Source organism: Trinickia dabaoshanensis (assembly GCF_002879885.1).
GTDB lineage: Bacteria > Pseudomonadota > Gammaproteobacteria > Burkholderiales > Burkholderiaceae > Trinickia > Trinickia dabaoshanensis.
On record NZ_PNYA01000039.1, the window covers coordinates 36,435 to 52,107 of the forward strand.

Annotated in this window: 12 protein-coding genes; 5 read left to right on the forward strand and 7 right to left on the reverse strand. The window is 65.6% G+C overall.

The window, feature by feature from the left end:
• Positions 1-162: 162 nt before the first annotated feature.
• The 4 genes from C0Z18_RS29865 to C0Z18_RS29880 all read left to right on the forward strand — a co-directional run bounded on the left by C0Z18_RS29865 (position 163) and on the right by C0Z18_RS29880 (position 4,569).
• Positions 163-705, forward strand: a complete 543-nt coding sequence (locus C0Z18_RS29865; protein ID WP_102649056.1) for a superoxide dismutase family protein — start codon at positions 163-165, stop codon at positions 703-705.
• A gap of 23 nt (positions 706-728) precedes the next feature.
• Entirely contained in the window at positions 729-1,298 is a 570-nt protein-coding gene (dcd, locus tag C0Z18_RS29870) for a dCTP deaminase (protein ID WP_102649057.1), read from the forward strand.
• Between the two features lie 143 nt (positions 1,299-1,441).
• Positions 1,442-3,721, forward strand: coding sequence for an arginine/lysine/ornithine decarboxylase (locus tag C0Z18_RS29875; protein ID WP_102649058.1), 2,280 nt, complete (start codon positions 1,442-1,444; stop codon positions 3,719-3,721).
• 2 nt (positions 3,722-3,723) lie between these two features.
• A complete protein-coding gene (locus tag C0Z18_RS29880) occupies positions 3,724-4,569 on the forward strand; it encodes a lysozyme inhibitor LprI family protein (protein WP_102649059.1) in 846 nt (281 codons plus the stop codon).
• Positions 4,570-4,645: 76 nt separating this feature from the next.
• Here C0Z18_RS29880 and argH read toward each other — a convergent pair whose 3' ends face one another.
• The 4 genes from argH to C0Z18_RS29900 form a co-directional block, all read right to left on the reverse strand.
• On the reverse strand, positions 4,646-6,049 hold the full coding sequence (argH, locus tag C0Z18_RS29885; RefSeq protein WP_102649060.1) for an argininosuccinate lyase: 1,404 nt from the start codon (positions 6,047-6,049) through the stop codon (positions 4,646-4,648).
• A gap of 99 nt (positions 6,050-6,148) precedes the next feature.
• Entirely contained in the window at positions 6,149-6,994 is an 846-nt protein-coding gene (locus tag C0Z18_RS29890) for an anti-sigma factor (RefSeq protein WP_102649061.1), read from the reverse strand.
• A 1-nt stretch (position 6,995) separates the two neighbouring features.
• Positions 6,996-7,586, reverse strand: coding sequence for a sigma-70 family RNA polymerase sigma factor (locus tag C0Z18_RS29895; RefSeq protein WP_102649062.1), 591 nt, complete (start codon positions 7,584-7,586; stop codon positions 6,996-6,998).
• A 72-nt stretch (positions 7,587-7,658) separates the two neighbouring features.
• Positions 7,659-8,495: a helix-turn-helix transcriptional regulator gene (locus C0Z18_RS29900; protein ID WP_102649063.1), complete on the reverse strand. Its 837-nt coding sequence runs from the start codon at positions 8,493-8,495 to the stop codon at positions 7,659-7,661.
• Positions 8,496-8,725: 230 nt separating this feature from the next.
• On the opposite strand from C0Z18_RS29900, the gene C0Z18_RS29905 reads away from it, so the two are divergent.
• Positions 8,726-9,478, forward strand: coding sequence for a class I SAM-dependent methyltransferase (locus tag C0Z18_RS29905; RefSeq protein ID WP_102649064.1), 753 nt, complete (start codon positions 8,726-8,728; stop codon positions 9,476-9,478).
• A 59-nt stretch (positions 9,479-9,537) separates the two neighbouring features.
• Here the strand turns inward: C0Z18_RS29905 and C0Z18_RS29910 are convergent, their stop codons facing one another.
• The 3 genes from C0Z18_RS29910 to C0Z18_RS29920 are packed head-to-tail and all read right to left on the reverse strand — an operon-like array spanning position 9,538 to position 15,526.
• Positions 9,538-10,743, reverse strand: a complete 1,206-nt coding sequence (locus C0Z18_RS29910; protein WP_102649065.1) for an EAL domain-containing response regulator — start codon at positions 10,741-10,743, stop codon at positions 9,538-9,540.
• 49 nt (positions 10,744-10,792) lie between these two features.
• Entirely contained in the window at positions 10,793-11,782 is a 990-nt protein-coding gene (locus C0Z18_RS29915; protein ID WP_102649066.1) for a response regulator, read from the reverse strand.
• A 15-nt stretch (positions 11,783-11,797) separates the two neighbouring features.
• Positions 11,798-15,526 carry a PAS domain S-box protein gene (locus C0Z18_RS29920; protein ID WP_158244330.1) on the reverse strand — a complete coding sequence of 1,243 codons (3,729 nt, stop codon included), beginning with the start codon at positions 15,524-15,526 and terminating at the stop codon, positions 11,798-11,800.
• Positions 15,527-15,673 lie beyond the last annotated feature (147 nt).

Here is a 15,673-nt window from a genome sequence, read left to right on the forward strand (position 1 = left end):
GTTCCCGCCCAACCGGCACGCCGCGTGCGCGGCCGCTCGGCCCGATTGCCGCGGTTCACGGCCTCAATCGTGCTTGCGCGGCGCGCGTCGCGGTATCATGTCGCCTTCGCTTGAGTCCGGCTCGGCGGCGCCAGTGGCGCCGGGCGCCGGCATGAGGATCGCATGAGAGAAACATCCGGCTGGCGGCGCGCCCGCCGTCCGAGCGTGGTGATCGCCTCCCTGGTGCTGGCGAGTACGGCGCTCGGCGGCTGCGCCGCCTTCTTCGGCCCCCACGAAAAACGCGCGGACGCGCAGGTGTTGCCCACGGTCGGCAATGCGGCGCGGGGCACCGTCACGTTCATCGAACGCGCGGACGGTGTGCAAGTGACGTACAACCTGGTCGGTCTGCCGCCCAATAGCGATCACGCGCTGCAAGTGCACGAGCGCGGCGATTGCAATGCGGCCGACGGCTCGAGTGCGGGCGCCGTGTTCGCGCCGGCCGCCGATCGGCTCAAGACCGGGGTGCGGCGCGCCGGGGATCTCGGCAACATTCATGCGGACGCGACAGGCGTCGCCGCGGGTTTCGTCGTGGCGACGGAAGTGTCGCTCGACGGGGTGCGCTCCGTTATCGGCCGTTCGGTGCTCGTCGCGCGCGAACCCAGCGATCCGGCATTCCCCGATCGCGGCGTCGGCACGGCGCTCGCGTGCGGCGCGATCCGGCAGTAACTCCGCTTATTCAGCGTCTTTTTATGACCATAAAATCCGACAAGTGGATTCGGCGCATGGCCGAACAGCACAACATGATCGAGCCGTTCGCGCCGGGTCAGGTACGCCTGGGCGACGACGGCCGTAAGCTCGTGAGCTACGGCACGTCCAGTTACGGCTACGACATCCGTTGCGCCGACGAATTCAAGATTTTCACGAATATCAATTCGACGATCGTCGATCCGAAGAACTTCGACGAAAAGTCGTTCGTCGACTTCAAAGGCGACGTTTGCATCATTCCGCCGAATTCGTTCGCGCTCGCGCGCACGGTCGAATACTTCCGCATTCCTCGCAACGTGCTGACGGTTTGTTTGGGCAAATCCACGTATGCGCGCTGCGGGATCATCGTCAACGTGACCCCGTTCGAGCCCGAATGGGAGGGCTACGTGACGCTCGAGTTCTCGAATACGACGCCGCTGCCGGCCAAGATCTACGCGAACGAAGGCGTGGCGCAGGTCCTGTTCTTCGAGAGCGACGAGGTGTGCGAGGTGTCGTACGCGGATCGCGGCGGGAAATACCAAGGGCAGCACGGCGTCACGCTGCCCAAGACGTAGCGTTCGCCGCCGTCATACAACGGACGCGTAACGCGTAGAGACTCTAGGGTTTGTTTGATTAGCGCCTAGGCACCGAGAGCGGCCGCTGGCACGTGGGATGCGATGACCCCGTGCCCGCGGTCCTTGTTTTTGGAGATTCGTCCATGAAGTTTCGTTTCCCCGTCGTCATCATCGACGAAGATTTTCGCTCCGAGAACATCTCGGGCTCGGGCATCCGCGCGCTCGCGGAGGCGATCGAAGGTGAGGGCGTGGAAGTGCTCGGCCTGACGAGCTACGGCGATTTGACCTCGTTCGCGCAGCAGTCGAGCCGCGCGTCGTGCTTCATTTTGTCGCTGGACGACGACGAGTTGATGCTCGGAGAAACGGGACCGGATGGCGAGCTGCCCGAGCTCGCCACGGCCATTCTCGAGTTGCGCGCGTTCGTCACCGAGGTGCGCCGCCGCAACGCCGACATCCCGATCTTCCTGTACGGCGAGACGCGCACCTCGCGCCATCTGCCGAACGATATTCTGCGCGAGCTGCACGGTTTCATTCACATGTTCGAGGACACGCCCGAGTTCGTCGCGCGCCATATCGTGCGCGAGGCGAAGGTCTACCTCGATTCGCTCTCGCCGCCGTTCTTCAAGGAACTCGTCAAATACGCCGACGAAGGTTCGTACTCGTGGCACTGCCCGGGGCACTCGGGCGGCGTGGCGTTCTTGAAGAGCCCGCTCGGCCAGATGTTCCACCAGTTCTTCGGTGAGAACATGCTGCGAGCCGACGTGTGCAACGCCGTGGACGAGCTCGGCCAACTGCTCGATCACATCGGTCCGGTGGCCGCCTCGGAGCGCAATGCCGCGCGCATCTTCAGCGCCGACCACCTGTTCTTCGTGACGAACGGCACCTCGACGTCGAACAAGATCGTTTGGCATGCGACGGTTGCGCCTGGCGATATCGTCGTCGTCGATCGCAATTGCCATAAATCGATCCTGCACGCCATCACGATGACGGGCGCCATTCCGGTGTTCCTTACGCCCACGCGCAACAACTTCGGCATCATCGGCCCGATTCCGCGCGACGAGTTCAAGCCCGAGAACATTCGCAAGAAGATCTTGGCGAACCCGTTCGCTCGCGAGGCGCTCGAAAACAATCCGAATCTGAAGCCGCGCATCCTGACGATCACGCAGAGCACCTATGACGGCGTCGTCTACAACGTCGAGATGATCAAGGATCTGCTGGGCGACTTTCTCGATACGCTGCACTTCGACGAAGCGTGGCTGCCGCACGCCGAATTTCACCCGTTCTATCAAGACATGCATGCGATCGGCGCGGGACGGCCGCGCACGGGCGCGCTCGTGTTCGCGACGCACTCGACGCACAAGCTGCTCGCCGGTATTTCGCAGGCCTCGCAGATCGTCGTGCAAGACTCCGAGCACGGCGTATTCGACCGGCATCGCTTCAACGAAGCGTATTTGATGCATACGTCCACGAGCCCGCAGTACGCCATCATCGCCTCGTGCGATGTGGCGGCGGCCATGATGGAGCCGCCCGGCGGCACCGCGCTCGTCGAGGAATCGATCGCCGAGGCGCTCGATTTCCGCCGCGCGATGCGTAAGGTCGACGCCGAGTATGGCGAGGACTGGTTCTTCCAAGTGTGGGGCCCCGAAGCGCTGGCCGACGAAGGTATCGGCTCGCGCGATGACTGGATCTTGCACGCCGACGACCAGTGGCACGGGTTCGGCCCGCTGGCCGACGGTTTCAACATGCTCGATCCGATCAAGGCGACGATCGTCACGCCGGGACTCGACATGGCCGGCGATTTCGGCGAGACGGGCATCCCGGCCGCGATCGTCACGAAATATCTGGCCGAGCACGGCATCATCGTCGAAAAGACGGGGCTCTACTCGTTCTTCATCATGTTCACGATCGGCATCACGAAGGGCCGGTGGAACTCGATGGTGACCGAGCTGCAGCAGTTCAAGGACGATTACGACTCGAATCAGCCGCTGTGGCGCGTATTGCCCGAGTTCGTCGCTCAGCATCCGGCCTACGAGCGCATGGGCTTGCGCGATCTGTGCCAGGCGATCCATAGCGTCTATCGCGCGAACGATATCGCGCGACTGACGACGGAGATGTATCTGTCGAATATGGAGCCCGCGATGAAGCCGTCCGAGGCGTTCGCCAAGCTCGCGCACCGCGAGATCGATCGCGTGCCCATCGACGAACTCGAGGGTCGAGTGACGAGCATCTTGCTGACGCCGTATCCCCCGGGCATTCCGCTGTTGATTCCGGGCGAGCGCTTCAACAAGACGATCGTCAACTACCTGCGGTTCGCGCGCGAGTTCAACGAGCGCTTTCCGGGTTTCTCGACCGATATTCACGGCCTCGTGGCGGAAACGTCGGGCGGGCGTACCGAATATTTCGTCGACTGCGTACGCATTTGACAATGTCCAAGCCGAACCTTTTCATCGGCGCGTTCGGGGCTCGAGCCTTGCGATGCGCGCTGCTCGCAGTGCTTTCGATCGTACCGCTCGCGGCGCGAGCCGAGGCGGCGCGCGCCGATCCGATCGACACGGCGATGCAGAACTGTTCGGCGCGCGCGGATCGTTCGTCCACGCCGGGCCAGGTCCAGTGCATCGAGGCCGCGCGCGACGCGTGGCAGCAAGCGATCGATAGCGCGATGCGCTCGATCGCCGCGAATGCGCCCGAGGATCAAAAGCGCGGCTGGGCACAGAGCCAAGCGCGCTGGCTCGCGTGGCGCACGGAGGAGCAGGCGCTACTGCGCGCGGTATTCGCGACGACGCGCGGCAGTTCGTACACGATTACGCAAGCAAACGTTTTGCTGCAGTCGGTGCGCGATCGCGCGCTCGCCGTGCGTCATGCCGCGGCGCGTTTCGCGCCGCCGGCGCCTGCCGTGGTGGCGGCGTCCGGGGCTTCGTCGGCTTCGGTTGCGGCCTTCGGAGGCAGCTCCGTCCCCGACGCGCCGGCCGCGTCGAGCCCGGTCGCGCCGCGCTCACAGAGCGAGGATGCGCGCGCGCACGAGGAGCGCATGCGTCCGTGCAACAGCGATGGCGCTTGCGAGCACGCTCAGTTCGACTTGCGCCGCTACGAGCGCGCTTTGCGCGACAAACTGCCGGCGCGCGCGCGGCCCACGCTCATGCGCGCGCAGCGGGCATGGTGGTTGTATTTCGATGCGACCTCGCCGCTCGGCACCGAGGCCGAACGCGCGGACTTGATCGGCGAACGCGTGGCGACGATCAAGCGATTGTCGGAGACTGTGGGAAGCGATTGACGAGAGAGGGAGCGGGGCGGCGCCGGCTGGCTGGGCGCGACGGCTTCGGTTCTCGATCCACCGCCGCGCCGGGTGCTCAAAGCGTCTTGCGCACCGCTTGAACCGCCGCGCGCACTTGCTCCGGCGCCGTGCCGCCAGGATGATTGCGGCTTGCCACCGAACCTTCCAGCGTCAGATAAGCGAACACGTCCTCGCCGATGAGGTGTGCGACGTTCGGCAACTCGGCGCGCATTTCTTCCAGCGTCAAATCGGCTAGATCGCAGCCGCGATCGACGCAGATGCGCACCGCATGGGCCACCGCTTCATGCGCGTCGCGGAACGGCAGGCCGCGCTTGACGAGATAGTCGGCCAAATCGGTCGCCGTCGAAAAACCTTGCAGCGCCGCCGCGCGCATCGCTTCGGGCTTGACGGTGATGCCGGCCACCAATTCGGCGAAGATCCGCAGCGTGTCGGCCACGGTATCGACCGTATCGAACAGCGGCTCTTTGTCTTCCTGATTGTCTTTGTTGTAGGCCAGCGGCTGGCCCTTCATCAACGTGAGCAGGCCCATCAAATGGCCGTTCACGCGGCCCGTTTTGCCGCGCGCCAGTTCGGGCACGTCGGGGTTCTTCTTCTGCGGCATGATCGACGAGCCCGTGCAGAAGCGATCGGCCAGATCGATGAACCCAACGCGCGGGCTCATCCACAGCACGAGTTCTTCCGACAAACGCGAGACGTGCGTCATGACGAGCGCGGCCGCCGCCGTGAATTCGATCGCGAAGTCGCGGTCGGACACGGCATCGAGCGAATTGGCGCAGATCCCGTCGAAGCCGAGCGTCTGCGCGACCGCGTGCCGGTCGATCGGGTAGCTCGTGCCCGCGAGCGCCGCCGCGCCGAGCGGCAAGCGGTTCACGCGCGTGCGGCAATCGCGCATGCGCTCGCCGTCGCGCCCGAACATCTCGACGTAAGCCAGCAGGTGATGGCCGAACGTTACCGGCTGCGCCACTTGCAAATGCGTGAAGCCGGGCATGATCGTTTCGGCGTGTTGCTCGGCCAAGTCGACGAGCGCCGTGCGCAAATCCTTGATCAGCCCGCCGATGCGGTCGATCTCGCCGCGCAGCCACAAGCGGATGTCCGTGGCGACCTGGTCGTTGCGCGAGCGGCCCGTGTGCAGACGCTTGCCTGCGTCGCCGATCAGCGCGGTCAGACGGGCCTCGATGTTCAGGTGGACGTCTTCGAGGTCGAGTTGCCAGACGAATTCGCCGCGCTCGATTTCACCCTTGATTTGCGCCATGCCGCGCTCGATCGCCGCGAGGTCGTCGGCACCGATGATTTTTTGCGCGGCCAACATCTTCGCGTGCGCGAGCGAGCCTTCGATGTCCACGAGCGCCATGCGCTTGTCGAAGAAAACCGACGACGTGTAGCGCTTGACGAGCTCGGACATCGGCTCCGAGAAGCGAGCCGACCAGGCTTCGCCTTTTTTGTGCAGTTGAGACGTCATGATGATGGGCGGTGAGGAAATGAGCGGATTGGCGGTAAGCCGAAACGGCGATAAGCGTTCGATTTTATCACCGCCGCCCGGGCCACCCGCCCACCGGCTTCAAGCCGTCGCCATCAATGCGCCCTCGCAGACGACTGGGCCGGTCGGACCGTCGGTGCGGCGCGAGCCGCCCATCGGTTCGACGGAAACGGCCAGCTTCACGTACGCGTTCATGCCGTGCACCTTCATCGCAACGACCTCGCCGGCCGGCAGCATGCCGAGCGAGACCATCCGGCCGTCGCGCATGACGCCCCACAGTTGCTCGCTCTTGCCGGGCGGCGGCGCGTTGCCGCCGGTCATCCGGTGCACGCTCGCCATCGCGTTCTTGTCGTCCCACATCACGAAGGCCATCGTCGCGCTCTTCGGTTGATCGGGCGGCACGAGCGCCGCGACGTACGCCACGCGTTCGATCTTCGCGGCGCTTCGTCCGGTCGTTGGCGCGGTTTGTGTCGTTTGTTCCGTTTGTGCCGTTTGTTCGGCCGGTGCGCCTTGCGGTGCGAACGGTCGCAGCGTTACCGCAAGCGCGACCGCGGAGGCGAGCGCCAGACCCGTCGCGCCGATCGACCAGCCGCGCCAGAACGCGAGCGATTCGAACCAGCGCGATCGGGCGCGGCCGCGGGCGGTTTGCGCGCCGGCTGCCCACGCGGCCGCGGGCGCGGCAACACCGGCCGCGCTCAGTCCGAGCCTGCGCTCGACGCCTTCCCACGCGCTCGCCGGCGGCGCCACGCTGGGCGCCAGCTCCGTCATCGCCGCGATGCGCGCTTGCCAGCTCTCGGCCGCCGCCCCGATGCGGCGATCTTCACGCGCAAGCGCCTCGAAGCGTTTGCGCGCGCCGCCGCGCAGCACGCCGAGCGCATATTCGGCGGCGAGGCGGTCGATCAATTCAGGATGCCGGTGCAAGTCCATCTCACTTGCCCCCCATGCAAATCTTCAGTTTTTCAAGCCCGCGGCGCACCCACGACTTGACCGTGCCGAGCGGCACCGATAGCTGCTCGGCGATCTCGCTGTGGCTTTGATCGCGCAGGTACGCGAGTGCGACCGCTTGGCGCTGGCTCGCATCGAGCCGCGCGAGGCAAATGGCCAACTGCTTCGCTTGTTCGGACAAAAGCGCCGTATCGGCCGGATCGCGCTCGTCGCCCGCGATGACTTCGTCGAACGAGTCGCTCCATTCGGTGAGCAGCGCCGAGCCGTCGGCTGCGACGGCTTTTTGCCGGCGCAGGCAGTCCAGCGAGCGATTGCGGACGATCGCGGCCATCCACGTGAGCGGGGCCGCAAGCGTCTCGCGATAATCGCCCGCATGGCGCCAGATGTTGACGAACGACTCTTGCAATGCTTCCTCCGCCCACTCGCGCTTCACCAATATACGCAGCGCGACGCCAAACAGTTTCGCGCTGGTGAGCTCATAGAGCGTGCGCAGCGCGCGGGCGTCGCGTGCCGCGACGCGCTCGAGCAGAGCCGCAAGGGCGGGCGGCGTGGGTTCGTTGGGCAATGTGGTCATAAGGCGGCTTTCGCGCCGTCGTGGGTTTAGGGCGCTATCTTACTGCCTGCGTAATGGCGGCCGCGCCCCGGGTTACGCGCGCACAAGGACCACGAGCAGCAGGTCTTCGCGATGCGCGGGACGCAGCGTGATCTGATCGTAGACGACGCGGCCGTATCGCGGATGGTCGAACGCACGGCTGCCGCCTTCGCGTTCGCCGACATCTTGGGACGCCCAGAATTGCACGAATTCGTCGCTCGCGGCGGAGAGCGCGTCGATCAGCGCCCGGGTAGGGCCGTCGCTCAAATGGCGGATCGAATCGGCGCGAAACTCGGCCACGAGGCGGCGCGCACGGGTTTCCCAATCGACGATCAGTTGGCGCGCCGCCGGCTCGCAGAAGGTGAAGCGCAGCAAGTTGCGTTCGCGCGCGGCATCGGGCGGGCCATCGAGCCAGCCGACGAAGAGTTCGGCCGCTTGGGCGTTCCACGCGAGCGCGTTCCATTGGCGATCGAGCACATAGGCGGGCGCATCGAGCAGCCCCACGGTCGCGATCAGCGCGGCGGGCGCGTCGTTCGACGCCGGCGTGGGTTCGGCCGGGTCGCGTTCCCCGGCCAACTCGAATAGATACGCGCGTTCGGCGCGCGACAAGCGCAGCGCCACGGCGATGCGGGCGAGCGCATCGGCGGAGGCCGAGACGGGACGGCCTTGCTCGATCCATGTGTACCAGGTCGGACTCACGCCGCACATTTGGGCGACTTCCTCCCGGCGCAGCCCCGGCGTGCGCCGCCGCGGGCCCGGCGGCAGGCCGACCGCCTGCGGGGTGAGCCGCTCGCGATGGGCGCGAATGAACTCGCCGAGGGCGCGCGCCGGCGAGGCTTCCAGTGCCGTTGCCGGTGTCGCCGCGGCAGCGGGCTGAGCGGTGGTCGTCATGGTTGGCGAAATGGTCGAGTGGGGTAAATCGGACGAATCGAGTCGAGCGGCGCGGCGGCCGAAGCCGGGTAGATCCGATACCGGGATATTCGCTTAGCTTGTACCGGTACCCGCGCGGTCATATTGTAGCGGGACGCGTCGTCGACATGGCCGTTTTTGGCGGCCATCGGGCGACGCCCACGCCGGTCTGCCGGCTTTTCCCCCTCATTCGCCGCCCAAGGAGTGCACCGATGAAACACCACGACCAGGTCGCAGAAGCATTCGGCTCGACCGCCGCCGCCTATCTGACGAGCCCGACTCACGCGAGCGGCGCCGACCTGGAGACCCTGGCGCAAGCGGTCGCATCGACGCCGGGCGCCGATGTGCTCGATCTCGGATGCGGGGCGGGGCATGCGAGCTTTGCCGTCGCGCCCCACGCACGCTCCGTCGTGGCCTATGACATCGCGGAACCGATGCTCGCGACGGTTGCCGCGGCGGCCCGCGACAAAGGGCTCGCCAATATCCGCACGCAACAAGGCCCGGCAGAGCGGTTGCCGTTTGCCGATGCGTCGTTCGATTGGGTCGTGAGCCGCTTCAGCGCACATCATTGGCGTGACTTGCCGCGCGCCTTGGCCGAGCTGCGCCGCGTGCTCAAGCCGGGCGGCCGAGTGCTCTTCGTCGACGTGGCCGGCGCCGACGATCCGCTGTTCGACACGCATTTGCAGGCCGTGGAAGTGCTGCGCGACGGCTCGCACGTGCACAACTATCGCGCCGGCGAATGGCTCGCGCTGTTTGCCGCCGCCGGCTGCTCGGCAAGCGTGCGCGGCCGTTGGCGCGTGCCGATCGAGTTCGCTTCGTGGGTGGCGCGCATGCGTACGCCGGCCGAGCGCGTCGAGGCGATCCGCTCGCTCTGGCGAAGCGCGCCCGACGAAGTGCGCGAGTACTACGGCGTGCAGCCCGACGGCTCGTTCATGCTCGACGTCGTGATGATCGAGGCGCGTTGAGCCGGGGACTCATGACGGCGCGCCGGCGGCGGCAGCGGCACACCGCCGGCCGCCCGCCCTCAAGGAGCGATGGCCGCGTAGCGTGCCGCCCAAGCGCGGGCCCACTCGGCGAGCGCGTCGCCGGCCATCGGCGGGCCGACGAAGTCGCCTTGGGCCACGTCGCATGACAAATCGCGCAACACCGTCCAGTCGTCGAAATCGTCGATGCCGTGCGCGATCGTGCGCATGTTCAACTGGCGCGCGAGCACGAGGCTCGCTTTGACGATGGCGCCGAGCGAGTCGTCGCGGCTCGCGCCGTGGACGAAACCGCCGTGCAACTTCAACTCGTCGAACGGCACGTCGCGCAGGTGGGCGAGCGACGCTTGGCCGGTGCCGAAATCGTCGAGCAACAGACTGACGCGCTTCAAGCGCAATCGCGTCAACACATCGAGCGATACGAGCCCGTCGCGCGTGATGTGGGCCGTGTTGATTTCGAGGACGATGCGAGACAGCGGGAAACCGGCCCCCTTCGCCGCATCGACGATGAAGTCGGGAAAATCGAGCGCCGCCAGATCGTCCATCGACAAATTGACGGCGACGCGAAAATCGTCGCCCAAGCCTTCCCATCGCGCCGCTTGCTCAAGCGTCTGGGGCAGCATCGTGCGCGTCAAATCGTTCAGGACGCCTAAGTGATGGGCGTCGAGCAAGCGTTCGGCCGAGATCAAGCCCTCGCGAGGATGTTGCCATGCGACGATCGCTTCGACGCCGGTCACGTCCCCCGTGGCGAACGCCACTTGCGGCTGATAGCGGGTCACGATTTGCCCGGCGGCGATCGCCGCGCGTAGCTCCTCGGCCGAATAAGCGCCGCGTGGTTCGCCGATAGGCGCGGGCGGCTTCACGCAGTGCAGCCGCTGCTGCAACTGCTCGCGTGTGGCCGGTTTCGCGAGCGAGCCGAGCACGTGCAGGCCGCGCGAATAGGCGAGCTTTTCGGCGCTCTTGAGCACGCGCGCGTCCTCGCCGCTCACGAGCACCACTTGGCCGTCGTAGCCGCGCTGGACGAGTTGCCGAAGAAACTCGACGCCGTCCATGCCGGGCATCTGCAGATCGGTGAAGACGACATCGACCTGATGATCTTGCGTTTCGAGCACGCGCAGCGCGTCGTGCGCATGCTCGTACGAAAGGATGTCTTCGTAGCCGAGGGCGGTCAGCTGCCGCACGAGGACTTTCAAAACGAACGGCTCGTCGTCCACGACGAGAATCTTGCGGGGACGTGTGCTGTGCTCCATGTGCTGGGCCTAAATCGTTACCTGTTGCATCGCTTGGCGGGTGTTTCGTTCATGACGCCAAGGCGGGCAGGAACTGCCGAAGCTTTTCGTGCAGCGTGTTTTTGTCGAACGGTTTGACGAGAAAATCGGCGGCGCCGGCCTTCAGACTGTCCACCACCACGTTGCGCTCGCTATGGCCCGTCACCATGAGGATCGGCACGTGTCCGAACTGGCCGATCGATTTGATCTTGCGCGTGGCGTCGACGCCGCTCGTGTCGGGCAGGCCCACGTCCATGAGGACGAGGTCGGGCTTGTGCTCCCACATTTGTTCGATCGCTTGCGCGCCGGTGCCGGCGAAGAGCACGTCGATATCGAGTCCGTTCATCAAGCGGCCGATCAGCTTTTGCTGAAACTCATCGTCCTCGACGACGAGCACCGCCAGCCGTTGCGGCTCGACGCCCGCTGCCTTCGGCAGCGGCGTGTGGGCCGGCGCGCTGGAGTGCGTCGATTGCGCGGAGGCGGTGGGCACGCCGAGCACCACCGTATCCGTGTCGGCTTCGACCGGTTTGGCCTGTTGCTGCCGTGGCGCGGCGACCCCGGTCGGCGCCGCGCGCGGCGCGACGTCGCCGGCTTGCGCCTTGGCCGTCATGATGCGCAGCGCTTGATGCACCGACATGCGCAGGCGGGGCGCGTCGTTCGTCGCCGGCCAGAACAACACGTAGTCGTCGAAGTGGCCCGTGCTGCATAGGTCGTAGACGGTCCACACGTCGTGCTTGTTGCACAGCACGATCACGCGATGACGGGTTTCATGCACGACACTACTCATTCGATACAGCCCGATGTAGTAGCGTTGCGCCGCATCGAGCGTATCGAACGCGAGCACGAGCACGCTGGGACGATGCGTTTCGAAGTCGTCCACGGCGAATTCGGCTTTCGTCGATAGCTTGACGTTATGAAATTCGTCTTGCAGCAGCTTGCCGACGAGCTCGGCATCGGCCACCGATTGGCTGGCGACGAGGACCGCCGCGTGCTTGGGCGTCAGATCGTTGAGTTCCGTCATGATTAACCGTCCTGGTTATCGTGATTCCACGGCGAGCAGTTGATCGAGCGATTGTTCGACGGCGGCCAAGGCTGCATCGAACTGCTTGGCCCAATTGGCCAGCAAAGCGAGATCGCCGGCTTTCCCCGCGTTTTCGAGTTCCGCGCACAAATCGCCCAACGCCAGCGCACCCACCGAACGCGAGGACGATTTGAGCTTATGCGCGATCGCGCCGGCTTCCCGGCCGCGGCCTGCTTCGCAATGCGCGCGCAGTTCCGCGGCCAGACGCCCGACCGACTGCTGATAGTCGGAAAGCAATTCCCGCACCGTTTCGGGATCGTCACCGACGATGCCTTTCAGTACGTCGATATCGACGGCGCGCGCAAGGGCTGGCGCGGGCTCGGGCACAGGCGGCGGCTGCGTCGCACTCGGGCCGTCTTGCGCGGGGAAATGCGAATCGAGCACGGCTTGGAGCCGAGCGAGTTGCAGCGGCTTGGTCAGGTAGCCGTCCATCCCGACTGCCTTCGCGCGCGCCGCTTCGCCTTGCACGGCGTTGGCCGTCAGCGCGATGATCGGCAAGCGGGTGGCGCCGCCTTCTTCGCGGCGAATCGTCTCGACGAGCTCGTACCCGTCCATCTCGGGCATGTGCAGATCGGTCAGCAACAAGGCATAGCGGTTGGCGCGCCACAGCGCGAGCGCCTCGCGCCCGTCGCCCGCGATCTCGGCGGCATGGCCGAGCAGCGCGAGCTGCCGCAAAATCACCTTCTGATTGATCGCATCGTCCTCGGCGACGAGAATCAGTTGTCCGAGTTCGCGCGCCTGCGCGATCGACGGCGCGGGGCGGTTCGCGCCCAAGCCGCCGCCGCGCTCGGCCGTCTTCGTGTTCGAGAGCGCGCGATGAACGTCCGGCGCCGCTTCGCCGATATCGAACGGCAGGCTCACGGTGAAGGTGGAGCCCACCCCCTGTTCGCTCACCGCCGAGACCTCGCCCCCCATCAACTCGCACAGCCGGCGGCAGATCGCGAGGCCTAGACCGGTGCCGCCGAAGCGGCGCGTCGTCGATGCCTCGGCTTGGGTGAACGGCTTGAACAGCTTGGGCAGCGTATCGGCGGACATGCCGATACCGTTGTCGCCGATGTGGAAGCGAATCTGGACGCGGCCCGCGTCCGACGGATGCGGCTCGGCCTCGACGGTCACGCTGACCGCGCCGGGTTTGTCGGGACGGCCGCCCGAGAATTTGATGGCATTGCCGACGAGGTTGTAGAGCACCTGCCGCAGCCGCGTGTCGTCCGATAGCACGACCTTGGGCAACGCGGGCGAGATCGACTTCGAGAGCTTCACGCCGGCGCGCTCCGCCACGGGCGTCAGCGATTGACACAAGCCGTCGACGAGGTGAGCGATCGAAAGCGGGACGCGTTCGATATGGAGCCGGCCCGCTTCGATCTTGGAGAAGTCGAGAATGTCGTCGATGAGGGTGAGCAAGGCGTTGGCCGATTCGCGGATCGTCGTGACCATGTCGCCCTGATCGGTCGAGAGCGGCGATTGCGAGAGCACCTCGATCATGCCGATGACGCCGTTCATCGGCGTGCGGATCTCGTGGCTCATGGTGGCGAGGAACGCGCTTTTCGCGCGCGATGCGGATTCCGCATCGACGCGGGCCTGTTCGAGTTGACGCGTGGCGCGACGGCTTTCGGTCACATCTCGCGCTGTCGCGTAAATCAGCCCTTCGAGTTGGATCGCCTTCCACGAGAGCCAGCGCGAGCTGCCGTCCTTGCACATATAGCGGTTCTCGAACTGATCGATCGGCTCGCCGGGCCGGCGGCTTTCGATCTCGTGCATCGTGCGCGTCCGGTCCTCGGGATGGACGAATTCGATGAACGGCCGCGAGAGCAATTCGTCGGCGGACCATCCGAGCACCTTCGTAAATGCCGGATTCACGCGCTTGAAGCGGCCCGCCGGATCGGCGAGGCAGGTCAAGTCGAGCGACAAGTCGAACAGCCTGTCGCGCTGGGTTTCGGCTTCCTTGCGCCCCGTGATGTCTTGCAGCATGACGAGGGCGCCGCGCACGCCGTCGAGCTCGTAGGGCACGGCCGTCATTTCGCCGATGAACGCGCTGCCGTCGAGCCGCAGCCACTTTTCCTCGCGCGCCGGTGCGGCGGTATATCGGCGCAGGAGCCGGCCGATCCGCTCCTCGATGACTTCCCGATGCTCGGCGTGCACGAATTCGACGATCGACAAGCCGCGAATCTGCGCGGCGGAATAGGCCCCGAGCATTTCGAGCGCTTTGGGATTGGCGAAGGCGATCTTGAAATCCTGAATCAGAAAGACCGCGTAAGGCGACAATTCGATCAGTTGCCGGTAGCGCGATTCGCTTTGCATCAGCGCTTGTTCGTTCAGGTGTTCGCGGCTCACGTCGCGAATGAGCGCAACCACGCCGCTCGAATCCGCGCCGCGTCGCTCCACGCGCATTTCGTAGACGCTGGGCAAGGGCGTGTCGAGATGAAAGACCTCGTTGGCCGAATGCGCGAGCATCGTGCCGTCGAGCATCTGTTCGAACCGTTTGGTTTTGCCGTCTTGCGTCGCGCTCGGGTCGTCGCGGAAAAATGCCTGGGCGATTTGGGCCGGGGTGGCCGCGGCGATTTCATCGGCGCTCCAACCGAGCAATTCGAGCAGGCGAGGGTTGTAGCCGTCGATGTGACCGTCGGCGGACAAGCCCAGCGCGCCATCGGGAATGGCCTTGAACAGCGCATCGGCGCGCTTCGCTTCGACAGTCGTGCGTTCGAGCGCTTCACGTTCGCGGCCGGAGGCGGCCTGTAGGCGCCGAAACAGCCGGCCCTGCTTCGCCTCGGCCACGAGGATCAACACGGTCAGCACGACGCCCGCGATCACGAGCGCAAGCATGCGCATACGGAACGCGGCCAAAAACTCCGCGTTCGAGAAACCGACCAACACGACGAGCGGGTAATCGGGCAGCGTTCTATAGCTCACGCTGCGCCGGACGTGGTCGATCGGGCTCACCGCATTGAAATGCCCCCGGGGCGAGGCCGACAGCGCGCGGCGCAGCGGCGAGTTTTCGGGCAGCCGCAGCCAATCGAGGTTACTCCGGTCGCCGCTGCGACGGGCACGAATGTCGAAGTCATAGGTGCCGACAACCGAGACGAGGCCGTCGTGCCCGAGGCGCAGCGTGTCGTAAAGCTCGGTGAGATAAGAGGGCGGCATCGACACGACGATGACGCCCAGGAAGCGCCCTTGCGAGTCGTTCACGCGCTCGGACAGTTGGATCGATGTTTTGCCGCTGATGCGCCCGATCACGGGGCGGCCGATGAAAAGCCGAGTACTCGGATCGTCGAGGTGAACGCGGAAGTGTTCGCGGTCGGAAAGATCGATCGGGCTGAAATCGGGAAGCGTCGAGGCGCGCAAAATGCCGTGTTTGTCGATCACCGCGACTTGGACGAAGACGTCGAGGTCGATCAGGCCCGAATGGACGTATTCGTCGAGCGGCAAGCTTACCCCGTCCCGGCGGACGAGCCACGCGACGACGGATGCGGCCTGATTCGCCTCGCGTATCACGCGCGACGTGTGCGCGGCGAGCGCATCGGCAAGTGCATCGGCTTGCAGGCGCTCGTTCGTCAATTCGGTTCTGACATCCCAGACCGAAAAGGCCCCTAGGGCTAGCCATAAAGCGAGGATCAAACCGAGCGCCGTCGCGTGATTGACACGCAACGTGTGCGGGAATCGGGCCAGCGATCGAAGAAGGGACGACACGTTGATCATAATTCGACAAGCATTATTTACCGGCTTCGCTTGCTCGAAGCGGTGCGCACGGCGTCGCTCGCCCTCGGCGGGCGTGCCGGCGTTTTTGCTTCGCCGACTGCGTCCGTCCACGGGCGCAGGCCAAACATTGACATAGTA